24 protein-coding genes, 1 pseudogene and 1 riboswitch are annotated in these 22,121 nt (G+C 71.6%); of the genes and pseudogenes, 15 read left to right on the top strand and 10 right to left on the bottom strand.

Annotated elements, in window-relative coordinates; all coding sequences use genetic code 11:
• Nucleotides 1–72 precede the first annotated feature (72 nt).
• Nucleotides 73–696 (top strand): TetR family transcriptional regulator, encoded by a 624-nt coding sequence (locus tag ACFY01_RS21935; RefSeq protein ID WP_390737387.1) that lies wholly within the window; start codon nt 73–75, stop codon nt 694–696.
• Nucleotides 697–726: 30 nt separating this feature from the next.
• On the opposite strand, the gene ACFY01_RS21930 is transcribed toward ACFY01_RS21935, so the two are convergent.
• Nucleotides 727–1,836 carry a HoxN/HupN/NixA family nickel/cobalt transporter gene (locus tag ACFY01_RS21930; protein WP_390737505.1) on the bottom strand — a complete coding sequence of 370 codons (1,110 nt, stop codon included), beginning with the start codon at nt 1,834–1,836 and terminating at the stop codon, nt 727–729.
• Nucleotides 1,837–1,864: 28 nt separating this feature from the next.
• Nucleotides 1,865–2,049, bottom strand: a riboswitch (cobalamin riboswitch).
• Between the two features lie 80 nt (nt 2,050–2,129).
• On the opposite strand from ACFY01_RS21930, the gene ACFY01_RS21925 reads away from it, so the two are divergent.
• Complete coding sequence (locus tag ACFY01_RS21925) at nt 2,130–2,489, top strand: ArsR/SmtB family transcription factor (RefSeq protein WP_390737386.1); 360 nt, start codon at nt 2,130–2,132, stop codon at nt 2,487–2,489.
• A 26-nt stretch (nt 2,490–2,515) separates the two neighbouring features.
• Here the strand turns inward: ACFY01_RS21925 and ACFY01_RS21920 are convergent, their stop codons facing one another.
• Complete coding sequence (locus tag ACFY01_RS21920) at nt 2,516–3,427, bottom strand: LAETG motif-containing sortase-dependent surface protein (protein WP_390737385.1); 912 nt, start codon at nt 3,425–3,427, stop codon at nt 2,516–2,518.
• A gap of 284 nt (nt 3,428–3,711) precedes the next feature.
• Here ACFY01_RS21920 and ACFY01_RS21915 point away from each other — a divergent pair, with 284 nt between their 5' ends.
• Nucleotides 3,712–5,358, top strand: a complete 1,647-nt coding sequence (locus ACFY01_RS21915) for a glycoside hydrolase family 13 protein (RefSeq protein WP_390737384.1) — start codon at nt 3,712–3,714, stop codon at nt 5,356–5,358.
• Here ACFY01_RS21915 and ACFY01_RS21910 read toward each other — a convergent pair.
• Complete coding sequence (locus ACFY01_RS21910; RefSeq protein WP_390737383.1) at nt 5,355–6,143, bottom strand: DUF4142 domain-containing protein; 789 nt, start codon at nt 6,141–6,143, stop codon at nt 5,355–5,357. The two genes, ACFY01_RS21915 and ACFY01_RS21910, sit on opposite strands and share 4 nt — an antisense overlap.
• Nucleotides 6,144–6,367: 224 nt before the next feature.
• Here ACFY01_RS21910 and ACFY01_RS21905 point away from each other — a divergent pair, with 224 nt between their 5' ends.
• A complete protein-coding gene (locus ACFY01_RS21905) occupies nt 6,368–7,060 on the top strand; it encodes a DUF6445 family protein (RefSeq protein ID WP_390737504.1) in 693 nt (230 codons plus the stop codon).
• 66 nt (nt 7,061–7,126) lie between these two features.
• Here ACFY01_RS21905 and ACFY01_RS21900 read toward each other — a convergent pair whose 3' ends face one another.
• Nucleotides 7,127–7,597, bottom strand: a complete 471-nt coding sequence (locus ACFY01_RS21900) for an FxLYD domain-containing protein (protein WP_390737382.1) — start codon at nt 7,595–7,597, stop codon at nt 7,127–7,129.
• Nucleotides 7,598–7,791: 194 nt separating this feature from the next.
• Between ACFY01_RS21900 and ACFY01_RS21895 the strand changes: the two genes are divergently transcribed.
• From ACFY01_RS21895 to ACFY01_RS21885, 3 genes are all read left to right on the top strand, one after another.
• Nucleotides 7,792–8,490, top strand: a complete 699-nt coding sequence (locus tag ACFY01_RS21895; RefSeq protein WP_390737381.1) for a DUF4328 domain-containing protein — start codon at nt 7,792–7,794, stop codon at nt 8,488–8,490.
• Between the two features lie 181 nt (nt 8,491–8,671).
• Nucleotides 8,672–9,616 carry an MIP/aquaporin family protein gene (locus ACFY01_RS21890; protein WP_390737380.1) on the top strand — a complete coding sequence of 315 codons (945 nt, stop codon included), beginning with the start codon at nt 8,672–8,674 and terminating at the stop codon, nt 9,614–9,616.
• Complete coding sequence (locus ACFY01_RS21885) at nt 9,613–9,825, top strand: hypothetical protein (RefSeq protein WP_390737379.1); 213 nt, start codon at nt 9,613–9,615, stop codon at nt 9,823–9,825. Before ACFY01_RS21890 ends, ACFY01_RS21885 begins: the two co-directional genes overlap by 4 nt.
• Nucleotides 9,826–9,923: 98 nt before the next feature.
• Here ACFY01_RS21885 and ACFY01_RS21880 read toward each other — a convergent pair whose 3' ends face one another.
• Nucleotides 9,924–10,490 (bottom strand): hypothetical protein, encoded by a 567-nt coding sequence (locus ACFY01_RS21880; protein WP_390737378.1) that lies wholly within the window; start codon nt 10,488–10,490, stop codon nt 9,924–9,926.
• Nucleotides 10,491–10,613: 123 nt separating this feature from the next.
• Here ACFY01_RS21880 and ACFY01_RS21875 point away from each other — a divergent pair, with 123 nt between their 5' ends.
• The 4 genes from ACFY01_RS21875 to ACFY01_RS21860 all read left to right on the top strand — a co-directional run bounded on the left by ACFY01_RS21875 (nt 10,614) and on the right by ACFY01_RS21860 (nt 14,535).
• Nucleotides 10,614–11,126 (top strand): PadR family transcriptional regulator, encoded by a 513-nt coding sequence (locus ACFY01_RS21875; protein WP_390737377.1) that lies wholly within the window; start codon nt 10,614–10,616, stop codon nt 11,124–11,126.
• A gap of 95 nt (nt 11,127–11,221) precedes the next feature.
• Nucleotides 11,222–11,845, top strand: coding sequence for an RNA polymerase sigma factor (locus ACFY01_RS21870; RefSeq protein ID WP_390737376.1), 624 nt, complete (start codon nt 11,222–11,224; stop codon nt 11,843–11,845).
• Nucleotides 11,842–12,918 carry a CU044_5270 family protein gene (locus tag ACFY01_RS21865; protein WP_390737375.1) on the top strand — a complete coding sequence of 359 codons (1,077 nt, stop codon included), beginning with the start codon at nt 11,842–11,844 and terminating at the stop codon, nt 12,916–12,918. The genes ACFY01_RS21870 and ACFY01_RS21865 overlap by 4 nt, the downstream gene beginning before the upstream one ends.
• A gap of 84 nt (nt 12,919–13,002) precedes the next feature.
• Nucleotides 13,003–14,535, top strand: a complete 1,533-nt coding sequence (locus tag ACFY01_RS21860) for a PH domain-containing protein (RefSeq protein WP_390737374.1) — start codon at nt 13,003–13,005, stop codon at nt 14,533–14,535.
• Between the two features lie 32 nt (nt 14,536–14,567).
• Here ACFY01_RS21860 and ACFY01_RS21855 read toward each other — a convergent pair whose 3' ends face one another.
• From ACFY01_RS21855 to ACFY01_RS21840, 4 genes are all read right to left on the bottom strand, one after another.
• On the bottom strand, nt 14,568–15,089 hold the full coding sequence (locus ACFY01_RS21855) for a hypothetical protein (RefSeq protein ID WP_390737373.1): 522 nt from the start codon (nt 15,087–15,089) through the stop codon (nt 14,568–14,570).
• 154 nt (nt 15,090–15,243) lie between these two features.
• The gene (locus ACFY01_RS21850; RefSeq protein WP_390737372.1) at nt 15,244–17,199 is read right to left on the bottom strand and encodes an amino acid transporter; all 1,956 of its coding nucleotides are present in this window, start codon (nt 17,197–17,199) and stop codon (nt 15,244–15,246) included.
• A gap of 105 nt (nt 17,200–17,304) precedes the next feature.
• Nucleotides 17,305–18,024 carry a hypothetical protein gene (locus ACFY01_RS21845; RefSeq protein WP_390737371.1) on the bottom strand — a complete coding sequence of 240 codons (720 nt, stop codon included), beginning with the start codon at nt 18,022–18,024 and terminating at the stop codon, nt 17,305–17,307.
• Between the two features lie 112 nt (nt 18,025–18,136).
• Nucleotides 18,137–18,769, bottom strand: a complete 633-nt coding sequence (locus ACFY01_RS21840; RefSeq protein WP_390737370.1) for an RNA polymerase sigma factor — start codon at nt 18,767–18,769, stop codon at nt 18,137–18,139.
• A 433-nt stretch (nt 18,770–19,202) separates the two neighbouring features.
• Here ACFY01_RS21840 and ACFY01_RS21835 point away from each other — a divergent pair, with 433 nt between their 5' ends.
• The 4 genes from ACFY01_RS21835 to ACFY01_RS21820 all read left to right on the top strand — a co-directional run bounded on the left by ACFY01_RS21835 (nt 19,203) and on the right by ACFY01_RS21820 (nt 21,643).
• A complete protein-coding gene (locus ACFY01_RS21835) occupies nt 19,203–19,658 on the top strand; it encodes a DUF1877 family protein (RefSeq protein ID WP_390737369.1) in 456 nt (151 codons plus the stop codon).
• A gap of 81 nt (nt 19,659–19,739) precedes the next feature.
• Nucleotides 19,740–20,213, top strand: coding sequence for a carboxymuconolactone decarboxylase family protein (locus ACFY01_RS21830; protein ID WP_390737368.1), 474 nt, complete (start codon nt 19,740–19,742; stop codon nt 20,211–20,213).
• 25 nt (nt 20,214–20,238) lie between these two features.
• The gene (locus ACFY01_RS21825; protein ID WP_390737367.1) at nt 20,239–21,159 is read left to right on the top strand and encodes an RNA polymerase sigma-70 factor; all 921 of its coding nucleotides are present in this window, start codon (nt 20,239–20,241) and stop codon (nt 21,157–21,159) included.
• Nucleotides 21,160–21,241: 82 nt separating this feature from the next.
• The gene (locus tag ACFY01_RS21820) at nt 21,242–21,643 is read left to right on the top strand and encodes a hypothetical protein (RefSeq protein WP_390737366.1); all 402 of its coding nucleotides are present in this window, start codon (nt 21,242–21,244) and stop codon (nt 21,641–21,643) included.
• 176 nt (nt 21,644–21,819) lie between these two features.
• Here ACFY01_RS21820 and ACFY01_RS21815 read toward each other — a convergent pair.
• Nucleotides 21,820–22,019, bottom strand: a pseudogene (locus tag ACFY01_RS21815) (hypothetical protein); the annotation flags it as partial.
• Nucleotides 22,020–22,121 lie beyond the last annotated feature (102 nt).

Here is a 22,121-nt window from a genome sequence, read left to right as displayed (position 1 = left end):
AGAAATATTCGAGTGCAAGAAACATCTTGGTGCGAGAAAAATCCGGGTGCAGATTTTTGGTACGGTGGCGGCATGACAGGGCTGCGTGAACGCAAACGCGCTCGGACCCATGCCGCTATCTCCGACGCGGCCATCGCGCTCTTCCTCGAGCACGGGTTCGACCAGGTGTCGGTGGCGCAGGTGGCGGAGGCCGCCGAGGTGTCGAAGCGGACGGTGTTCGCCTACTTCCCCACCAAGGAGGAGCTCGTCATCCACCGCCTCGCCGACCACGAGACCGAGGCCGCCCGCGTGGTGCGCGCCCGGCCGCCGGCCGTCGGGCCGCTGTCGGCCCTCCGCGACCACTTCATGGCGGGCCTGCGCGACCGCGACCCGATCACCGGCCTCAACGACGTGCCGCAGATCCTGGCGCTGACCCGGATGATCCTTCGGACCCCGGCGCTGCGCACGAGGATGGTCCGCTTCGACGAGGGCGCGGAACGCGCGCTCGCGGAGGCGCTGCGGGACACCGCCGAGGTCCCCGCGCTGACCGCGCGCCTGGCGGCCGGTCAGATGGTGGGTGCGCAGCGGCTGCTGTCCATGGACAACTTCCAGGCGGTGGCCGGCGGCCGGTCCGCCGACGACCGTTACCCGGAGGCGGTCGCCGACGCCGAACACGCCTTCACGCTGCTGTCCGAGGGGCTGGCCGCGTACGTGTGACCGGCGACGGACCCTGGAGGGCCTGTCCGGTCAGCACACCTGGTCGGTGCCGGCCGGTGCCGGTGCCGGTGCCGGTGCCGTCCAGCGTTCCTCCACCCTGGCCACCTTCCAGTAGGTCAGGGCCGCCGCCCACACCACTACGAACAGGACGACGATGGTGTAGCCGACGTTGTCCAGGTCGAGGCCCGCGATCCAGCCGGTCAGACCGTCGCGGAGGTCGAGCTTGTCGTGCAGGACGCCGACCAGCTCGATGGTGCCGATGAAGAAGGCGACGGCGATGGACAGCCCGGTGATGGTGAGGTTGTAGAAGACCTTGCGCACCGGGTTCGAGAACGCCCACTGGTAGGCGAAGTTCATGAACGTGCCGTCGAGGGTGTCGAACAGGCTCATCCCGGCCGCGAACAGCAGGGGCAGGCAGAGGATCGCGTACCAGGGCAGGCCGGCCGCCGCGCCCGAGCCGGCCATCACCATCAGCGTGACCTCGGTGGCGGTGTCGAAGCCGAGGCCGAAGAGGAAGCCCAGGGGGAACATCTGGCCGGGGCGGGAGACGGACTTCGTCAGGCGGCCGAGGACGCGGTTCATGAAACCGCGGGAGTCGAGGTGGGCCTCGAGTTCCGCCTCGTCGTACGTGCCTGCCCGCATCGCCCTGAACACGCGCAGGATGCCTGTCAGGGCGACCAGGTTGAGGGCGGCGATGAGGTAGAGGAACGTGCCGGAGATCGTCGTACCCATGAAGCCGAGGACCTGGTGGGTGCGCGAGCCCTCGTTCATCACCTTGCCGGCGAGCTGGGTGCCGCCCGCGATCAGCGCCGCGAGGACGACGACCACGCTGGAGTGCCCGAGCGCGAACCAGAAGCCCACCGACACCGGCCGCTTGCCGTCGGCCATCAGCTTGCGGGTGGTGTTGTCGATCGCGGCGATGTGGTCGGCGTCGAACGCGTGCCGCATGCCCAGGGTGTAGGCGGTGACGCCGAGGCCGATACCGAAGGCCTTGGAGCCGACCTTGTAGTGCTCGGGGACCACGAGCAGGAAGAGGATCCCGAAGGCGACGACGTGCAGGGCGACGATCACCGTCAGCAGCCCCGCCGTCCTGACCGTGTCCTCGCGCCGCCACTTGAAGGAATTTTCCGGCAGGGTCATCCGGTTCACGCTCCAGCACCTCGTGGATCACTTCGTGAGCTGCCGTGGCCGGTCTCCTGGCTTACGGGTCATGCGTCCGCCGTCCCTGCCTTCCCGGTCGTACGACCAGTGGCCCGGCGGGTGCCGGACGGGACGGGAACTCCCCGATCACAGTGGCGAGGGCCGCGTCGACATCGCATCGACTTCCCGAACACCACGGCCCGCCCACCGTAGGTGCGCGGGCGGTCGTCTGCATAGCTGCGCACCTGCGCAGGTATCGAAGATCACAGAACGGTGCCTGCGAACATGGCGGTATGCATCTCGTGCCTGCCGACCGCGCGGACCGTCGCACCATCGACGGTCACCGGGTGTGCGACGCCATCGCCGCGATCGGCGAACCCGGCCATGTGCGCGCCTGGGCCGACCGCTTCGCCCTGCTCGCCGACGCCAAGCGCCTCGCGCTGCTGCTCGCCCTGCACCGCACCGGCCCGCTCGCCGTGTCCGACCTGGCGATCGCGACGGGAATGAACGACCCCGCGGTGTCGCAGGCGCTCAGGCTGCTGCGGGCCGCGGGGGTCGTGGAGGGGGAGAAGGAGGGCCGCGTGGTCAGGTACCGGGTGGTGGACACGGAGGTCCAGGACCTGCTCGGGCACTGCGCGGCCGACGGAGGCTGACCGGACCCGGCCCTCCCGGGGCGGGGTCAGCCGCGTGCGGTTCGCTTGCGGCGGGTTGCTACGACGATGGCGGCGCCGCCGGCGAGGAGCACCGCCGCGCCTCCGGCGATGATGCCGGAGCCGCTGCCGCCACCGGTCTCGGCGAGGTCGCCGCCGCCACCGTCGGGGGTCGGGGCCGGGGTCGGGGTCGAGGTCGACTCAGAGGCGGACGGGGTCGGGGTGGCGGTGGACTTCGACTCCGAGGCGCTCGGGGTCGGGGCCGTCGGCTGGGCCGGGGCGGAGGCCGGCGTGGTGGGGGTCGGCGTGGCGGACTCGGTGGAGGTGCACTCCTTCGTGCCGCCGTTCCAGGCCGCGATCAGCTTGTCCTTGATCACCGGGTGGTCCGGGCCCTTGGGCAGGTCGCCGTGCTCGAAGCCGTCCTTGGCGTGGAGCTTGCCGTCGAACTTCACCGCGCCCCGGTACAGGTCGAGCTGCGCGAAGCAGCCCGCGTCGGGCACCGCGATGTCGAGGGAGTCGGTCTGGCCCGGCTTGACGGTCACCGAGTCGAAGTCGACGAAGACCTGCTCGCCGGAGGTGTTGAAGGAGGCACCGTGGGCGAGGTAGGAGGCCAGCGAGGCGGTGCAGGTCGAGGCGTCACCGGCGGTGCGGACCTTGATGTGGACCTTGCCGTCGCCGGTGGGCCTGAGGTTCTGGTCGTCGACCTTCACCGAGTCGAAGAAGCTGGTGCCGTCGAGCGAGAACTGGCAGCGGTCGGTACCGGTCTCCGTGCCCGCGCCCGTGCCCGGCTTGTAGGTGCCGCCGGACTTCCAGCCGTCGCCGCCGGGCGCGTCGTCGGCCAGAGCGGCGGAGGCGGCGGCGACGGAGGCCGCGCAGAGGGCGAGCGTCGCGACGCCCGTCCCCAGCAGGCGGCGCGTGGTGGCACGGATCGCTATGGACATGTGTATCCCATCAGGAGTTCTGAGAGTGCTTCAGGCAGCGTGAGGCGGCACGCGGCAGGCAGAAGCAGGTCGAGGACACCGGGCCCATTGGTCACATGCGCCACAGCGTGTGCACATGGTGGGTCGACCGGCTGAACCCTGTCAACCTGCGCCGGAACAAGGGGAGTTCGGGAAGTCATCACAACTTCGCCACACTGGGAATGATCTATTCCGCAGAGTGTGAAGGTTCGCTTTCCCGGCAATGTGGACAGGCTTTCCCTGTCGTCCTTCCCAAGGGAGCCACTGTGAACGACCTCTCGTCCAGGAACCCCGACTGGTGGCGCCAGGCCGTCGTCTACCAGGTCTATCCCCGCAGCTTCGCCGACGCCGACGGCGACGGGCTCGGCGACGTCCGGGGCATCGCCGAGCGCCTGCACCACGTGGCCGCGCTCGGCGTCGACGCCCTGTGGCTGAGCCCCTTCTACCCGTCCGAACTCGCCGACGGCGGCTACGACATCGCCGACCACCGGGACGTCGACCCCCGCCTCGGCGCACTGGACGACTTCGACGCCATGGTCGCCGAGGCCCACCTGCTGGGCCTGAAGGTCGTCGTCGACATCGTCCCCAACCACACCTCGCACCGGCACCCCTGGTTCCAGGAGGCGCTGCGGGCCGGTCCCGGCTCCGCCGCCCGCGACCGCTACGTCTTCCGCGCCGGGCGCGGCGAGCGCGGCGAACTCCCGCCCACCGACTGGCAGTCGGTGTTCGGCGGCAGCGCCTGGCAGCGGGTCCCCGACGGCCAGTGGTACCTCCATCTGTTCGCCTCCGAGCAGCCCGACCTCAACTGGGACAACGAGGAGGTGCGGGCCGACTTCCGCACCACCCTGCGCTTCTGGTCCGACCGGGGCGTCGACGGCTTCCGGATCGACGTCGCCCACGGCCTGGCCAAGGACCTCACCGAACCGCTCCGGGACGTCGGCGACCTCGGCCCGACCGGCGAGGAGGCCCTGGAACACGTACCCCCCGGCAGCCACCCCTACTGGGACCGGGACGAGGTCCACGAGATCTACCGCGACTGGCGCAAGATCTTCGACTCCTACACCCCGCCCCGCACGGCGGTCGCCGAGGCCTGGGTCCCGGACGCCCGCCGCGCCCTCTACGCCCGCCCGGACGAACTGGGCCAGGCGTTCAACTTCGAGTACCTGCAAGCCGGTTGGGACGCGGACGAGCTGCGCCGCGTCATCACCGGCTCGCTGCGCACGGCCCGTACGGCAGGGGCCTCCGCCACCTGGGTCCTGTCCAACCACGACGTCGTACGCCACACCTCGCGCCTGACGCTCCCGCCCGGCACGGACCACGACGCCTGGCTGCTCTCCGGCGGCCGGGCACCCGCGATCGACGAGGCGGCGGGCCTGCGCCGGGCCCGGGCGGCGACCCTGCTGATGCTGGCCCTGCCGGGATCCGCGTACGTCTACCAGGGTGAGGAACTCGGCCTGCCCGAGGTGGCCGGTCTGCCCACCAAGGTCCTCCAGGACCCGATCTGGGAACAGAGCGGCCACGTCCGCAAGGGCCGCGACGGCTGCCGGGTGCCGCTGCCGTGGACGACCGGCGGCCCGTCGTACGGCTTCGGCGCGGCCGGCGCCTGGCTGCCCCAGCCGCCGGTCTTCGCCGCGTACGCGGTCCAGGCCCAGGACGGCGTCGAGGGCTCCACCCTGGAGCTCTACCGCAGGGCCCTGCGGCTGCGCCGCAAGCTCCTGGAGGGCGAGTCGCTGACCTGGGCGCCGGACGCACCCGCCGGCGTCCTCCAGTTCGCCCGCTCGGACGGCTGGCGGTGCGTCACCAACCTCGGCGACGGGCCGGTACCGCTGCCGCCCGGGGAGGTGCTGCTGAGCAGCGTGCCCTTGCCGGGCGGCGGGGTACTGCCGCCCGACACCACCGTGTGGCTCGCTTAGCCGCCCGACGCGCCGGGGGAGGGCGCGGCGGCGGGGGCCGAGGGGGCCGAGCCGACGCCCAGGCCGCTGAGGTCCAGCGCGGTCGACGTCTCGGTCGGCGGCGCGGTGAGCACCACCTGCGGCTGCCCGGCGGGCGGTGCGGGCGGGGTCAACTGGGAGGCCGGCATCTTCGGCGGGTTCGTCTGCGTGTTGAGGGTCGTGTCGAAGTCGACGTCGCCCGTCTTCTCCATGACCGTCATGTGGTCCAGAACCGTGTCGTTGGCCTGGTCGGCGAGGGCGCGCACCAGCGAGTTCTTGGTGGTGGAGCGGACCTTCGCGATGGTGTTGAAGATCGATCCGTGCGTCATCCGCAGAATGTTGGCGAAGTCGACGTCGAACTGCTTGCCGCTGTCACTCTTCAACTGGGTGACGAAGCCCTCCTGCTGGGGGCTCGCGATGTTGGGCAACGTGATGTTCAGCAGGGGTGCGATCTTGCGGCAGGAGACGTCCAGCGCGGCGTGACCGTCGATCAGGTGGTTGCTGGCCGTCTTGACCGCCGCCGACTGGCCCTTCTGGAGCCCGAGCTGGCCGACCGGGTACTCCCAGAGTCCCGCCGCGCGCACCTTGACCACGAAGTCCCGGTCGCCCTCCGTCAGCGGTCCCCACTGGGTGTTGGCGATGATCCGGGACTGGTCGCTGGAGACGGTGGAGACCCCGAGCATGCTCGGGTAGACCATTGCAGTGAGCGTCACCGCCATGGCCCCGCCCACGAAGAGAGTTCCCGTCGCGTTCCGCGAAAAGCGCACCGTGCCTCCTGCCCGGTAATGGTTCCCACTCGCGAGGCGAGCGGTTCGGACGCACAGCAGTACGGATGGGGAAGCCAGATGACTCTATGGTTTCGGTAAAAAGTTGCGGGAGTGTGTGGCGGTGGCCTGTCTTTCCGCTGGTCGAACCCCTTTCCGTTGACCGAACATTGACCAGTCGTGGGGCGAGTCCAGACGGACCCCGGCTATACGTTCACCGCATGTCCATGCCATCACGGCCCGGTCGGCCCGCGCGGGCCGCCACCCCTCTCCCCGTGCTTCCCTACCGCAAGCCCACCAAGGGCCGCGACTACTGGGTCCTGGACGACGTCCTGCCGGACGTGGACGCCGTACGGCAGCGGTGTCTCGCCAAGGACGACTGGGTCGAGGGCTACCCGTACACGCAGGAGACCTGGCCGGGGCTGCGGGCCATGCCCGGACTGGAGCCGGACGAACTGGCGCGGATCGAGCGGCTGGTGAAGAAGGCCACGGGCGCCGGGGAACTGTGGGTGCAGCGGGCGCCCGGCGGCGGCACCCTGAACCACAACTGCGTACAGGTGGTGGGCGAGGGGGAGAGCGAGCCCCGGCCGCACACCGACTCGCGCGCCCTGTGCCGCTACGCGGCCGTGCTCTACCTCAACCCGCGCGTGCCCAAGGACTGCGGCACCGGCTTCTACCGGCAGTCCCTGCCCGGCGGACGCCTCGGCGGCAACGTCGTCCAGGCCCCGCACAACAACCTCGTCGAGGCCCTCGGCACCCGGTTCGTCGCGCCGGACGCCTTCGAGGAGGACGTGCGCGTCCCCCACAAGTACAACCGTCTGCTCCTGTACAACGCCAACCTCGTGCACAGCGCGACCGGTTACTTCGGCAAGACGCTGGAGGAGAAGCGGATGACGGCGGTCTTCTTCTGGATGGCCTGAGCCGGGCCGCGGGACGGCGGGGCCGCGGATCCGCGAGGACGCGGGGCGGCCGGTGGCGCGGGCGCCTCAGTACCGCAGCGCCCGCGCCACCGCCGTCTTCACCTGTCCCGTCAGCTTGCGGTGACTCCGGGCCGTCGCCCTGCCCGACTGCCCCGCGGCCACGTCGGAGACGGTCACGACGGTCGTGTCCAGGAGGTTCCCGCTGCTGTCCGTGAAGTTGACCTGGACGGCGAAGGACTTGGTGGAGCTCGCTTTGTTGACGGCCGTGACGTCGACCGTCATATAGCCGTCGGACGTCGGGGCCGGGGTGCCCAGTGTCACCGCGTCCTTGGCGTTGACGCCGTTCTTCACCTCGTTCAGCTTGTTCCCCGCCTCGGCGCTCGCCGAGGCCAGCGCCGACGCGCCCTGCGAGGCGAAGGACGCCGCCTTGCTGACCGCCGACGACGGGCTGGAAGTGTTGCCGTTCGAGCAACCGCCCAGCCCCGCGCCCAGGCATGCGACGAGCGTCAGTGCCGCGCCCGTCCGTAGATGCGTCATCGCGCACTCCGTCCGTGTCCCTGCCCCCGCCGTTCTCCCGTCCAGTCAAGGCCAGCGACCGCGGACGCGCATGCCGGGTCATCCGTACGGCGTAACAGCGCACGCGTGATGTTCCATGGGCGGCCTGGTGACCATGGCGCGCTTTTCGTCGTCTGACATGGCGTAAACAAAAGGTCGTAGGACAGGATGCCCAGGTGAACGACGACTACATGGAGCAGTCCGCCGGTCAGCGGTCGGACCGGACCGCGGAGTGGTGTGCCGTGGGCGGGCTGCTGCTCGCGGGGGCCGCCTGGGCCCTCCGGGCGGTGTGGCAGGTGCGGCTGTCCCTGGCCGGGGAGCCGGTGTCGGGGCCGCCGGACCAGGGGGACGGCGTGCACCGGAAGCTGACCGCGCTCGAGAACTCGTACCACGTCGTCAGTTCGCTGGGGGACGGTGCCGCGCTCATCTGCGCGCTGGCGTTCGTGTCCTGGATGTGGCGCGTCCGGGACGACGCGAGCGCCCTCTCGCCCGAGCCGCCGCGCTATTCGGGCTTCTGGGTCTACCTGGGGTGGATCGTGCCCGTCATGAACCTCTGGGTGCCGCGCGGCGTCATCGCCGACGCCTACGAGAAGAGCGTCCCGGGGCGGCCCGTGCCGCGTTCGCTGAACGTGTGGTGGGGGCTCTGGGTGGTCGGCATGCTCAGCGGCGTCGGCCTGATGTACAAGGACTCCACGGACCAGGTCATCGAACGCGCCTACACCGAGGTCTGGCCCCTCCTGGTCTCCGAGGCGGCCGTCGTCGGCGCCGCCATCGCCGGCGTCTGCGCCGTCCGCACCATCACCGCGGCCCAGCACCCCCGCCCGGCAGCCACCCCCACCCCCTCGCCCGCCGACCCGGTCGGCTCGGCCACGTAGCAGTCCTGACCCGACGGCCCGCGTCCGGCGCCACAGCGGCCTGGTGTTGCACTGTTCCACCGTTGGTGAAATGTCCCCTGCGTCCCCTCCGGTGTCCGTTGTCCCGTTCATGCGTAACGATGGGGTAAGGCCGGTTCCGTGATCGGCTGTGTGGCCGGATGCTCTCACTGAGGGGGCCGATATGGCTGTGGAAATACCTCCCCTGATCAAACCCTCCACGCTCAGGCGTCGCGGGGGCCTGCTGGGCGAATGCATGGCGGAGTTCCTGGGGACGTTCGTCCTGATCTCGTTCGGAGCCGGTTCCGTGGCCGTGGCCGTGGCCGGACTGCCCGGCTCGGGCCGCACGGAGTCGCCCACCACGATCTTCCTCGCCGCCGGCGACTGGCTGCTGATCACCTGGGGCTGGGCCTTCGCGGTGGTCTTCGGCATCTACGTGGCCGGCGGGGTCAGCGGGGCGCACCTCAATCCGGCCGTGACGCTGGCGTTCGCGGTGCGCCGCAAGTTCGCCTGGGTCAAGGTCCTGCCGTACTGGTTTTCCCAGCTGGTCGGCGCCTTCACCGGGGCGGCCCTGGTCTTCGCCGTCTACCACGACGCGATCAACGCCTTCGACGCCGCCTCGAAGCCCCCGAAGACGAACGGGCACACGCTCGCCACGTTCTCGATCTTCGCCACCTTCCCCGCGCCCTACTTCCACGGCGGCGTCTGGGGACCGCTGATCGACCAGATCGTCGGCACCGCCTTCCTCGTGATGCTGGTCGTGGCCGTCATCGACCTGCGCAACACGGCGGTGCAGGCGAACCTCGGCCCCCTGATCATCGGCTTCGCGGTGGCCGCCATCGGCATGTCCTACGGCACGAACGCCGGCTACGCCATCAACCCGGCCCGTGACTTCGGCCCGCGCCTGCTGACCTGGCTGGCCGGCTGGCAGGGACTGGCCTTGCCGGGGAACGGTCCATGGTTCAGCGACTACTTCTGGATCCCGATCGTCGGACCGCTCGTCGGCGGGGTCATCGGGGTGCTGGTGTACGACCTGTTCATCGGCGACGTACTCCACATCCGCGCCCAGGAGGGCGAGCTGCCGGAAGTCGGCCGCACCCGGCCCACCGAGGGCACGGACGAGAGGTGACCGCCCGGGCGCCACTCCACGCGGCCGCCGAACCTCGCCGCGCCCTGCCGGCCCGTGGCCTGGTTCTCCGCGACGTACGGCCGCAGTTCGGCCTCGTACCCGGCGAACGCGGCCACGTACTCCACGTCGGCGGCGGTGATCCGGTGCAGGATCCGCGTCAACTCCCGCTTGGGCACCTCCAGCTCACCGGCGAACACCTCGGCCGGTAACTGTCCGGCCGCGGCTCCCGTCTCGTCCAGGAGGGCGGTGCCGCACATCCTGTCGTACCCACGGTGGCTGACTCTGCTCGGCGGCCGGGGGCGGGCCGTCAGCCGGCGAGCTGCTGGGCCTTGGCCTTGGCCTGGACGTGGGCGACGTAGCGGACGGTGAAGACCATCGGGACGACGAAGCCGGCGATCTGGACGAGGGTGGCCGGGGTCGAGTGGGCGTTCCCCGCGTGGGCCATGAAGGCGAGGACGGCGGCGGTCAGGGCGAAGGCGGCGGTCCACACGGCGGTGATGACGATGTTGGTCCGGATGAACGGCTTCAGCCCCCACACCTCGCGCGGGGTGGTGCGCTTGGCGATGCCCAGAGTGAACGGCTTGCCGATGGCGAGGGACACCCCGGCGATGACCGCGAGGGTGCCGGAGGAGAGGGCCGCGGAGTAGTCGTGCACCCCCGAGTGCGGGTCGGCGAAGGCTATGACGGCCAGCACGGCGAAGAAGGCCGCCGAGCCCAGCTCGATGATCAGCGCGTCGAACCCGACGCCGGCCCGCGCCTGCTGGCCGATCAGCACCGCCGCGACCACCAGGGCGGCGAGCGCGCCCCACTGCCAGCTGCCGGAGGGCAGTACCGCGAAGACGATCCACGGGAGGAAGGTGCGCAGGTAGGACATCAGGGTCTCTCCGTTTCGGCGTTGCCGTCCGGGCTTGCGTACTCCCGCTGGCTTTCTCTTCTGACATGTCAAAAGTAGAAGGTTCGATAGTGACATGTCAATGCTGGAAGGTAGGGTAGTGGCATGAGCCTTCGACACGCGCTGCTCGGCCTTCTCTCGGAGCACCCCGCGAGCGGCTACGACCTGCTGAAACTGTTCGAGACGTCGCTGGCCAACGTCTGGCCGGCCACCCAGAGCCAGATCTACACGGAGCTCACCAAACTCGCGGACGCCGGCCTGATCACGGTGACGGCCGAAGGCCCGCGCGGCCGCAAGGAGTACGCCCTCACCGACGACGGCATGACCGAGCTGCGGCACTGGCTGACCGAGACCCGCCCGCAGCGCACCGTCCGCAGCGACATCCTGCTCCGCGTCTTCTTCCTCGGCGTCCTGCCCCCCGAGCAGGCCCGCGCCTACCTGGCCGAACTGGTCGAGCTCTCCGACCGGGTCCACGACGACCTGCGCCACCTGGTGGACTCCATCGACTGGGACGAGGGCGACCTCTCGGTCTACGGCCGGATCGTCCTGGAGTACGGCCTGCGGTTCAACGCCATGCGGCGGGAGTGGGCGGAGTGGGCGGCGGGGCTGATCAAGTAAACCCCCTTGGGCATCGTGTGACACAGAGCACAGGAACTCCCCGCGTTCCGCAGTGAGTACCAGATGTGAGGCGGCAACCGGAACGAGGAGAGTCAGTGCGTGCGCGGATACGGGCGGGGGACCGCGAAGCCTTCGGCGAGCTGTACGAGCAGTACGCGCGGGCGGTCTACAACCACGCCCTGCGGCTGACCGGCGACTGGGCGGAGGCCGAGGAGGCGATGTCCGAGACCTTCCTCGCCGCCTGGCGGGCCCGGGAGACGGTGGAGCCCGAGGGCGGCTCGCTCAAGCCCTGGCTGCTCGGCATCGCCACGCACAAGGCACGCAACGCCAACCGCGGGGTACGCCGCCGGCTCGCCTTCCTGGCCCGCAGCCCGGAGCCCCGGCCGGTCGAGGACTTCGCGGACGAGACGGCGGGCCGCATCGACGACGCCCGCCGGCTCGCGCTGGTCCACGACGCGCTGCGCCGGCTGCGCCGCCAGGACCGGGAGGTGCTCACCCTGTGCGTGGCCTCCGGGCTGGACTACCAGCAGGCGGCCGAGGCCCTCGGCATCCCGGTCGGCACCGTGCGGTCGCGGCTGTCACGGGCCCGCGCGCGGCTCGCCCGGCTCAGCGCCTCCGGTGAATCCGACCGCGAGAAACCGGAACCGCCCCGGCCCCGCGGAGAGGTGGAGAGTGAGGCTGCCTTCGCGGCCCTGTTCCTTCAGGAGGAAACCCCGTGAACGCTGACGACCTGCCCCGCGCCGGCTCCGCCCGGAGCGAGGCCGAGGAGCTGCTGTCGGCCCTGGCCGAATGGGACCTCCCCCGGAACCGGCACCTCCACCACAAGGACGTACTGATGCAGCGCATCGACCAGGACCTGAACCCCGCCCCGCAGACGCAGACGCGGACGGCCGGGACAACGCGCCGCCGCAAGCTGCTGCGCCCCGCCGTGCTGCTGCCCGCCGCCTCGATGGCACTGGCCGGGGCACTGGTCGTCACCCTCTCCGGTGGTGGCGGGTCCACCCCGAAGGACGGGTCGGTCGCCGCGGGCCCGGCCGGGGCCCACGGCGCGTCCGTGACGCTCGGCCGGATCGCCGCCGCGGCCATGGAGACCGACACCAGCCCGGTGCAGGACGGGCAGTTGGTCTACGTCAAGACGCTGCTCCGCGCCAACAAGGGCACGTTCGAAGGCCCGGTGAAGCTCGGCGCCCTGCACACGTCGGAGGAATGGACGGTGCAGAAGCCCGGCCCCGTCAAGACCGCCGGGTGGCTCAAGGAAACCGGCAGGGACGCCGTGATGCCCGGTGAGACGATCCCCATCGAGGAGGGCGGCGCCCCCGTCCCGGCGGGCTGGAACCGCCCCACCTACAAGTGGCTGGCCTCCCTGCCGACCGACCCCGACGCCCTGCTCCGCCTGGTCTACTCCAAGACGAAGGCGGACGAGACCGAGTCGCACGACCAGGCCGCCTTCGACAAGATCGGTGACCTGCTGAGCGGGACGGTCATGCCCGCCGCGAACACCGCCGCGTTCTACGAGGCCGCCGCGAAGATCCCCGGCGTGACCGAGCTCCCCGACGTCACCGACGCCGCCGGCCGGCACGGCCTCGGCATCACCCGCGAGGACCCCAGGTCCGTGATCCGCGACGTCTGGATCTTCGACAAGCACAGCCTCGCCTACCTGGGCGCCCGCTCGTACATCACCAAGGACAGGAAGAAGGAGCCGCGGCCCACCACCCTCTTCGGCGTCACCGCCGTCATGGAACGCGCGGTCGTCGACCACCGGGACGGCGAACCGGCCAAGAAGGCGAGCTAGCCTGCCGTCGGCAACGTCGAGGGCCGGGACATTGCCGGACACGGCACAAGCGGGCGCGGCCCCGCCGGTGTCAGGCTCCCGTCCATGACCGATGTCCGGGAAGTGACCTGTCTTCCCCCGCGCCAGCGCACGCTGTGGTTCCTCGTCGTCCTTGGAGCGGCCGGGACGGTGCTGGCCGGAGTGTGCCTGGCGTACGCGGGCGGGCTCGTCGGTGTGTGGGTCGTCGGTCTGCTGCCGGCGCTGATGGGCGTCATGGCGCTCCACTGGGTCACCGCCCGGGTGAGCGCCGACGCGTACGGCGTGCGGATCCGCACGCTGTGGGGGACCCGGAGCGTGCCCTGGGGGGATGTCGCCGGCCTGTGGGTGTGTCTGAAGTACGGGAGGAACCCGAGGGTCCCCGTCTCCCGGCGCGTCGGCCTGGCAATGCGCGACGGCCGCAAGCGGCTCCTGCCGCTGCCGTGGAGCGGGCCGTCCGATCCGGAGTTCGACGCGACGCTGGAAGCCCTCCGCACGCTGCACCGCCGCCACGGAACCCCGGAGTCCGGTCACGTCCCCGTCGTCTCGTACCGCACGGCCGGGCGCGGCTGGGCCGGCTCGCTGAGCCTGTGCGCGCTGCTGCTGGTGTGCGCCGGGGTGGCCGCGTGGTTCGTGCCGAACGCCGCGTCGACGGAACGCGCGTGGCGGTCGGCCCGCCCGTGCACGTCGGCGACGCCCGCCTCCGCGCGCGCCGACTGTCTGACCACCCTGCCGGCCGTGATCGCCCGCACCGACGCCAACAGGCCGAAGAAGAGCAGCTGGCTGTACTTCGCCGGCGGCAGTCCGATGGCGCGGGTCGAGGTCTCCCGGGAGGCCGCGGAGGGGTTCCGTCGCGGCGACCGTGTCGAACTGACCGTCTGGCGCGGTGAGGTGAGGGAGGTCAGCGGACCTCACTACGTGTGGCACGAGCACGTCACGGGCGCCGGGGACGTGGCCGCCGTGGCCGCCGCGCTCGCCCTCGCCGCCGGCTACCCCGCCGCCCAGGTGCTGCTGCGGCTGCGCGGGCGCAGGCTGCCCGACGACGAGGTCCTCCCGTCGGTGCTGCCCTTCGCGGGCGTGCTCGTCGGCACCGCCCTGTGGCTGCTGCCGCTCTGCTACCTCCACCCCACCACTCTGCTCACCTCTCCCGTCGCGCTCGCCTGGGCCGCCTCGGGCTCCCTCGCCACACTGGCCCTCCTCACCTGGGCCTGGCGGACCACACGTGTGCGTACGCCCCAACAGACCGCGGCCCGCGAGGAGTCCGGTGCCCGGGAGGCGCACGAGGTCTTCCTGGCCGCCCGTTTCCTGGAGCACACCGACTACAACCCGCACGGCTTCGGTACCCACATCGCCCTCGGAGACGGCGCTCCGGCGGTCGCTCCCGGCCCGGGCAGGTTCGCCGCGAAACGCATCCCGGTGGAGCGGCTCGCCCTGAGGAGCGTGCGCCGCGCCCGGGGCAGCGACGGCGACACCGTGCCCAGGAGCTGGCACATCGCCGAACTCGACGACGCGGGCCGGACGGTCCGCCTCGCCGCCGCCCCGGCCGACCTCGACCGCGTCCTTAGCGAGCTGAACCTGGTGAGGGCCACCGCGAACACCTGAGGCACGGCGCGGCACGCCTCAGGACGGCCGGCCTACGACAGCCCGGACGCGCGGAGGACCGCTCGCGCCGTCTCGGTGTCGATCCGCTCGCCCAGCCGCCGGAACGCGTCCTCTCCGTGCAGCAGGGTGCCCCGGTGCGCGGAGCGGCGCAGGCCGGTGTCGAGTTCGTGCCACAGGAAGGGGTTGGCGGCCAGCACCCGGGTGTCGAGTTCGAGGCGCCCGCCCTGGGCGTCCCGCAGGACGAGGCGGGCGGTGACGCCGTCGGACTGCCGTACGGACACCAGCGCGTACGTCCGTACCGCCCGCCGGCCGAGCGGGCCGCGCACCATCAGCCAGCCGGGGCCCGCGGTGACCCGCTGCGGCAGCAGGACGGCGAGGACGGCGGCGGACAGGGCGAGCCACAGTGCGGCGCGGGCGGCGGTGAGGGTGCCCGCGTCCCAGTCGACGAGGAAGGTCAGCGCGCAGAAGGTGAGGGCGCAGCTCGCCGCGAGCCGCGCGCCGCTCTGCCAATGGCGGTCGGTGACCGGACTGCCGCCCGTTCCGCTTCCTCGCATGCCGTCGACGCTAGGCCGCGTGGTGCCCCTGGGCGAAGGGCGCTGACGGTGTCCTGACGCGATGAGGTCGGCTTTTGACGGGGTCCTGACGCCGACGTTGATTTCCAGCCCGGATCTCAGTCGGGATTCCAGTCCGGTTTTCCGGCCGGGACTCTCAGCCGGTGTGCACGCGCGGCCGCCGCTCGCGGTTCGGTTCCGCTTCGCGCAGCACCTCGCGGGTGACGGGGGCGACCTCGCCCTGGCCGAAGAGGAAGAAGCGCAGGAAGTTGGCGAGGGGGGCGCCCTCGGTCCACTCGAAGTAGATGTGCGGGATGCAGCCCGTGGTGTCGCGGACGTGCAGGAGCAGGGCGGCGAGGGCGTTCGGGACGGAGGAGGACTCCAGGGTCAGGACGCGGTAGCGGCCGTGCAGCACCTCGCCGCGCACGCTCAGCTCGGCCTCGAACTCGGACGGGTCGGTGACGGTGACCTCGGCGAAGATGAAGTCCTCCTGCTCCGGCAGGTCGTTGTCGGCCCGGATCTGATTGATCTTGTCCCGGTACTCGGCCTTGTCCCGCTCGCCGGGCTCGTTGGCGAGGAAGCGGATGCGCCGGTGGGCCATGTCGCGGACGAACCGCTGCGCCATGTCGTCCAGCGTCACCTCGGTCACGCGCAGCTCGAAGGCGCGGGCCAGCCGGGACAGCAGCGAGACCAGGATGATGCCGACGATGAAGCAGGCGCCGATCTTCACACCGTCGGGGCGTTCGATGACGTTGGCGACGGTGACGTAGAGCAGGACCGCGGACACGACCGCGAAGCCGGTGGTCCAGCCGTGCTGCTGGGCCTTGCGCGCGGCGATGGTCACCGCGATCGCCGCGGAGGACATCAGGACCAGCACACCGGTGGCGTAGGCGCCGCCCTGCTTGTCCACGCTGGCGTCGAAGATCCAGGTGACGAGGAAGGCGATGAGGATGAAGACGATGACCATCGGGCGGACGGCGCGCGCCCAGTGCGGGGCCATGCCGTAGCGGGGCAGGTAGCGCGGCATCAGGTTGAGCAGGCCGGCCATCGCGGAGGCGCCCGCGAACCACAGGATGGCGATGGTGGAGATGTCGTAGACCGTGCCGAACGCGCTGCCGAGGTACTCGTGGGCGAGGTAGGCGAGCGCGCGGCCGTTGGCCTGGCCGCCCGGCTCGAACTCCTTCGCCGGGATCAGCACCGTGGTGATGAAACTGGTGGTGATCAGGAAGACGCTCATGATCAGCGCGGCGGTCGTGAGCAGCTTCTTCGTGTCCCGGATCCGGCCCTTCGGGTTCTCCTCCGTGTCGCCCGGGTCGCCCTCGACGTGCGGCATCACCGCGACGCCCGTCTCGAAGCCGGACAGGCCCAGCGCCAGCTTCGGGAAGACCAGCAGGGACAAGCCGATCATGACGAAGGCGCTGCCGTGCTCCGCGGTGAGGGCACTGGTCCAGTCGGTGATCACGTGTTCGGCGGTGAACACGTGCCAGAGGCCGGCGACCACGACCACGGCGTTCAGCCCGAGGTAGACGGCCACCAGCGCGTACGCGACGCCGATCGCCTCCAGGAAGCCCTTGAGGAACACCGCGCCGAGCAGAGCCACCAGCAGCAGGGTGAACAGCATCTGCTTGCCGTGCAGGGCGCTGGTCAGATGAGGGTTCTCGACGAGGTGCGTGGCGGCGTCGGCGGCCGACAGGGTGATGGTGATCAGGAAGTCGGTGGCCGCGAAGCCCAGCAGGGTGAGGACGAACAGCTTGCCCTGCCAGAAGGACAGCAGCCGCTCCAGCATGGCGATGGACCCCTGCCCGTGCGGGCTCTCCTCGGCCACCCGGCGGTACACCGGAAGCGCGCCCGCGAGGGTGACCACCACGAGCACGAGCGTGGCGATCGGCGACAGCAGGCCCGCGGCGAGGGCCGCGATGCCGGGCTGGTAGCCGAGGGTGGAGAAGTAGTCCACGCCGGTCAGGCACATCACCCGGTACCAGCGCTGACCCTTGTGCGGGGGCTCCGGCTTGGCGTACGGGCCGGTGTGGCCGCCGGGCTTGCCCATGTCGGACAGGCCCTCCAGCATCCACGCCCGCAGCCGGCTCTGCGGGGGGTGTTCGGTGGCGGCCATCGACGTGCTCTCTTCTGCCGTGCGGCTCAGCGTGTGCGGTTTTCGGCCGACACGCGGAGAACGGCACCAGCGTAAGCAGAGAGTGACGCGAGGGCGCGCTGAGCGCTACTTGTGCTTTCCGCCGCCCTTGTCCCCGTCCGACCGGCCTTTTCCGGAGGTGCCGCTTCCCGAGGCGCCGGTGTTGCCGGACGTGCCGTTGCCGTTGCCGTTGCCGGGGTTCGCGGAGCCCGCTCCCGGGTTGTTCCCGCCGCCCGGCGTGGCCTTCGCCCCGGCCAGTTGGGCGGAGCAGTACGCGGCGACCTTGTCCTTTCCGCCGGCGGCCGCGACGAGCCGCTGCCAGGCCGTCGAGTCGAGCGCCTTGCCGCGGTTTCGGACCTGCTCGTAGGCGCGGCAGTGCGCCTCGGTGTCCTTGGCGGTGGCCGGGCGGTCCGTCGGCCCGTGCCCGCCGGCGGACGTGGGCGGGGCTGTACCGCCCGGCCGGTCCGGGGCGACCGACGACGGGTGGGCGGTCGCCCGGCCGGCGTCGGCTCCGTCCGCGGACGAGCCGACCGAACCGATGGCCGCCACCGCGACACCGCCCAGGGTGAGGCCGGCGAACACCAGGCCGAACGTCGTCTTCACCGAGCGCCCGGTACGCCGCTCGGCGGGCAGCCGCCAGTCGTCCCGGCGCCGGGTACGCGCCTTGTGCGCGCCCGTTCCGCGGGCGGCCCGGAACGCTGCCAGGGCCTCCCGCTCGGCCTCGGGGGCGAGACCGCCGTCGCGTATGGCGGTGGCGAGGGCCGTTTCCAGCGCGGCGGAGTCACCTACGTCCCGCGGGCCGGACACGGCACCACCGTGATGCGCACGTCGACGGCCACGGCCCGGAACCCCGCCACCGCTCAGCCGCTCACCCATGTCCGCATCCGTTCGTGTCCGACAGGTTCGATCCGTTCGTCGTTCATTTCGACTCACCCAGCGTCCGGGACGCCTCATCCGTCACACCCTGGTCCGCCTCACCGCCGAGACCCAGCTGATGGGCGAGGCGTTTCAGGCCCCGGTGGGCGGCGGTGCGTACCGCCCCCGGACGCTTGCCGAGGACGCGTGCGGCGGCGGGACCGTCCAGGCCGACGACCACGCGCAGGAGCACCGCCTCGGCCTGGTCCCGGGGCAGCCCGCGCACCAGTTCCAGGGCACGCTCCGTGGAGAGGGACTCCAGGGCCTGCTCATGGGTGCTGTGCGGGCCGGCCAGGTCCAGTACGTCCTGTTCGGTCCCGCCCGCCCGGGGCCGTACGCGCTGCCGGCGCAGATGGTCCAGGGCCCGGCGCCGGGCGATGGTCGCCGTCCAGCCGCGGAACCCGGCCCCGTCCCCCTTGAAACGCCCCAGGTCACGCGCGATCACCAGCCAGGCGTCGGACGCCACGTCCTCCGCGTCGTCGCCGACGAGGCCGCGCAGATAGCCGAGCAGGCCCGGCTGGACGATCCGGTAGGCGACCGCGAAAGCGGCCTCGTCGCCGTCCTGGGCCCGCGCGACCGCCGCGCCCAGTTCCCCGTCGCGCGTCTGTGCGCGCCGGGGTTGCCGTACCTGGCCCAAGACCGTCCTCGTTCGCACCGGTTCCGCAGCGAGTCCATGCCGTCCGCCGCGCTCCGGTCGCGTCGACGGCCCCCATGGTGACCAGCGTCCGCCCTCACGGAAGTGTCACAACATGTCGCGAGCCCTTCACGTGGCCGCCGACGCCGCCCATCCAACGACGCCCCGTTGCCGAGCCGTTGGTGCACGGGAGCCGGCACGGCGGTTCGAGACGGCCCGTCGCGCCCGCGGACCGGCGCCCGCGCCGGGTGACGTTTCGCGCCGGGCGCGCGCTGCATGATTCGCGAGCCCCCGCTCCCCAAACCTCTCTCCGTGCCGCTCCTCACTCCCCCCGTGGGGCGGCACGGAGAGAGCCGGAGTGAGAGCCGGAGTGAGAGCCGGAGTGAGCCGCGGCGGGCCGCGTAATGCTTCGGAGCCCCCGTGCGCTCCTTCTGGCATGAGTACGCACCTCCGCCTGCGAGCGGTGCCGCCCCCGGCGCTGCGCAACAGCGCGACCTGGCTCGACCGGATGTTCAAGGACGACTCGGAGACCGTCCGGCACCACCTGGACCAGGAACGCATCTACGCCGGCCCGCCCCCGCGCCGTGCCGAGGCCCCGCCCCGGACCCAGGTGGTGCTCGGCGGCCGGCCGGTGTTCCGCCCCGACCCGCACGAGCCGCCGCTCCTGGTCCTGACGGCGGCCCAGACCCGCCGGGTGGCCAGGTTCCTCACGACGGCCGACTTCGACGAGCTGTGGCAGTTCGCCCGCGACGAACTGCTGCCGCGCCACGGCGGTGTGACCGCGGAGCCCGAGACGTGGGGCGCCTTCGCCTCGACACACCGCGAGCTGACGGCGTTCTACGCCCGGACGGCCGAGTGCGGGGACGCGGTGGTGAAACGGCTGCCGGTCTGAGCCGGGCCGGCCGATGTCACAGGGGGCGAGGCCATCTCGTCTCGGGTGTGTAACCACTGACGACCTCAGAGGAGGCACACCATGGAAGCGCGACTGGACTACTTCGCCACCCCGACCGCCGGCAAGGCCCTCAAGTACTTCATGTCGGCGGGCAAGGAGGTCAAGGACTCACCGCTGCCTGCCTCCACGCGGGAGCTCGTGGCGCTGCGCGTGAGCCAGATCAACGGCTGCGCCGTCTGCATCGACATGCACACCAAGGACGCGGCCGCCGCCGGCGAGAGCCCGGTGCGGCTGAACCTGGTCGCGGCATGGCGGGAGGCCACCGTCTTCACCGAGGCCGAGCGTGCCGCGCTGGAGCTGGCCGAGGAGGGCACCCGGGTCGCGGACGCGGCCGGCGGGGTCGGTGACGAGGTGTGGGCGGCCGCCGCCAAGCACTACGACGAGGACCAGCTCGGCGCCCTGGTGATCCTGGTCTCCTTCATGAACGCGGTGAACCGGCTGAATGTCATCAGCCGTCAGCCGGCCGGTGACTACGTGCCCGGTACCTTCCACTGAACGGCATCGAGGGAGGGCGTCAGGCGTGAGCAAGGTCGAGGAGTTCGAGGAGCTGCGGCCGCTGCTGTTCTCGATCGCCTACCGGATCCTGGGCAGCGTGGCCGAGGCCGAGGACGCGGTGCAGGAGACCTGGCTGCGCTTCGACGGGTCCTCGACCCGGCCCACATCGGTCAAGGCCTTCCTGTCGGCCGCGGTGACGCGGATCTCGATCGATGTGCTGCGGTCGGCGCGGGTGCGGCGGGAGGAGTACGTGGGCCCGTGGCTCCCCGAGCCGCTGCTCAGTGATCCGTACCAGGATCCGGCCCGGTCGGCGGAGCTGGCCGACTCGGTGTCGATGGCGGCGCTGTTGCTGCTGGAGCGGCTCAGCCCGCTGGAGCGTGCGGTGTTCGTGCTGCGGGAGGTGTTCGGCTTCGGGTTCGACGAGGTCGCCGCCGCGGTGGGGCGGTCGGAGGCGGCGTGCCGGCAACTGCTGGTGCGGGCGCGACGGCACATGGAGGCCGGGCGGCCGCGTTTCGAGACGGTCCGTGAGGAGCGGGAGGAACTGGCGTCGCGGTTCTTCGCCGCCCTGAGCGGTGGCGACGTCGCCGGCCTGCGGGAACTGCTCGCCGCCGACGCGTCGATGGTCGGCGACGGCGGCGGCAGGGCCCCGCAGCTGGCCAGGGCCGTCATGGGCGCCGAGAACGTGGCCCGGCTGCTCGCCGCCGTCTTCCCCCGCATGGCCCGGGTCGGCGTGACGTTCGAGCCGCACGAGATCAACGGCCGGCCGGGCGCGGTCTTCCGCGACCGGGACGGCAGGGTCCTCAACACCCTGGCGCTCGATGTCCTCGACGGCAAGATCCACACGATCCGCTCGGTGATCAACCCCGACAAGCTCGGACACGTGGGCCCGGTGGCGGACGCCTGGGCGATCGACCGCGAAGTGAGACGGGCGGGCCGGTCCACGTGACGACCCCGTGGCTCATGTACTCGGGTGCGGCTGAGTACATGAGCTCTGGTCGGCGTCGGGGACGGGCCGGGACGCTTGGGCCATGCGCCAAGGACTCGTGAAGCCCCTGTCCCAACTGTCGTCGATCCTCGTACTGGCCGGGGTCGCGGCGGCGGTGTGGGCCGCCTGGCTGGGCTGGGACCAGCACCGTGACGAGCATGCCGACGGCACGACGACCGGCCCGTACGAGGCGTGGCAGGTCGTCGGGCTGGTACTGACCCTGCTGCTGCCGGTGTGCTGGGCGGCGTTCCGGCACCATGTCGCGGGCGCCGTGCTCGGCACCACGCTCGGCCTGTCCGCCGCCGCCTACTACGACTGGTCGGACGACTCCAGCGGCCTCTTCGTGGTCGGGGTGGGGCTGGTCATGATGGGGAGCCTCGCCGCGACCGGGGTCGTCTCCGCGGTGATCGCCTCCGCGACCGGCCGGTCAGCCGCCGGCCGGTGACGTCCGGGCCGTGGGACGGTCGGGGCGTACGGAGAAGGCCGTGTTGCCCGCCACTGCCACGATCGCGCGGCCGTGCGCCACCGCTCCGCTCCGGTCTTCCGGTCCAGCGCGAGCAGACGGCCGAAGTGGTTGGCGAAGTAGAGGTCGTCGTAGGCCGACGAGAACACCGGCGTGGGGACGTTGCCCGGCTTCAGGTCCCGGTGGACCGGACCTGCCTGGTGGATGTCCCGCAGCGCCTCGACGAGCCCAGCCCCAGTATGCGCAAGTCCCGCCCTTTGAGCGGGACTTCCTCGGCCACGACCTCCGACAGCGTGCGGCCCGGCACATACAGCGTCGACATCCACGGCTGCCCGGCCTCCGGATCGGCGTCCACCACACCTTCCCAAAGTCCGTGCTCAGCACGCGATTTCGGTCATCAGTCCAGAGGCTGCCCCGGCAACCCGTGCGCCGGTCGACGCGGTCGCCGGGCGGGAGCGGG

This window comes from Streptomyces sp. NPDC001480, from assembly GCF_042894725.1.
In the GTDB taxonomy this organism is placed as follows: Bacteria; Actinomycetota; Actinomycetes; order Streptomycetales; family Streptomycetaceae; genus Streptomyces.
Note: the sequence above shows the minus strand (reverse complement) of the source record. Positions and strands in the feature narration are given on the sequence as shown.

What these genes read in the sequence shown, in the direction of transcription:
- ACFY01_RS21935 (WP_390737387.1), top strand. Translation starts at nt 73, where the DNA reads ATGACAGGGCTGCGTGAACGCAAACGCGCTCGGACCCATGCCGCTATC.
- ACFY01_RS21930 (WP_390737505.1), bottom strand. Translation starts at nt 1,836, where the DNA reads ATGACCCTGCCGGAAAATTCCTTCAAGTGGCGGCGCGAGGACACGGTC.
- ACFY01_RS21925 (WP_390737386.1), top strand. Translation starts at nt 2,130, where the DNA reads ATGCATCTCGTGCCTGCCGACCGCGCGGACCGTCGCACCATCGACGGT.
- ACFY01_RS21920 (WP_390737385.1), bottom strand. Translation starts at nt 3,427, where the DNA reads ATGTCCATAGCGATCCGTGCCACCACGCGCCGCCTGCTGGGGACGGGC.
- ACFY01_RS21905 (WP_390737504.1), top strand. Translation starts at nt 6,368, where the DNA reads ATGCCATCACGGCCCGGTCGGCCCGCGCGGGCCGCCACCCCTCTCCCC.
- ACFY01_RS21900 (WP_390737382.1), bottom strand. Translation starts at nt 7,597, where the DNA reads ATGACGCATCTACGGACGGGCGCGGCACTGACGCTCGTCGCATGCCTG.
- ACFY01_RS21890 (WP_390737380.1), top strand. Translation starts at nt 8,672, where the DNA reads ATGGCTGTGGAAATACCTCCCCTGATCAAACCCTCCACGCTCAGGCGT.
- ACFY01_RS21880 (WP_390737378.1), bottom strand. Translation starts at nt 10,490, where the DNA reads ATGTCCTACCTGCGCACCTTCCTCCCGTGGATCGTCTTCGCGGTACTG.
- ACFY01_RS21875 (WP_390737377.1), top strand. Translation starts at nt 10,614, where the DNA reads ATGAGCCTTCGACACGCGCTGCTCGGCCTTCTCTCGGAGCACCCCGCG.
- ACFY01_RS21860 (WP_390737374.1), top strand. Translation starts at nt 13,003, where the DNA reads ATGACCGATGTCCGGGAAGTGACCTGTCTTCCCCCGCGCCAGCGCACG.
- ACFY01_RS21855 (WP_390737373.1), bottom strand. Translation starts at nt 15,089, where the DNA reads ATGCGAGGAAGCGGAACGGGCGGCAGTCCGGTCACCGACCGCCATTGG.
- ACFY01_RS21850 (WP_390737372.1), bottom strand. Translation starts at nt 17,199, where the DNA reads ATGGCCGCCACCGAACACCCCCCGCAGAGCCGGCTGCGGGCGTGGATG.
- ACFY01_RS21835 (WP_390737369.1), top strand. Translation starts at nt 19,203, where the DNA reads ATGAGTACGCACCTCCGCCTGCGAGCGGTGCCGCCCCCGGCGCTGCGC.
- ACFY01_RS21830 (WP_390737368.1), top strand. Translation starts at nt 19,740, where the DNA reads ATGGAAGCGCGACTGGACTACTTCGCCACCCCGACCGCCGGCAAGGCC.
- ACFY01_RS21820 (WP_390737366.1), top strand. Translation starts at nt 21,242, where the DNA reads ATGCGCCAAGGACTCGTGAAGCCCCTGTCCCAACTGTCGTCGATCCTC.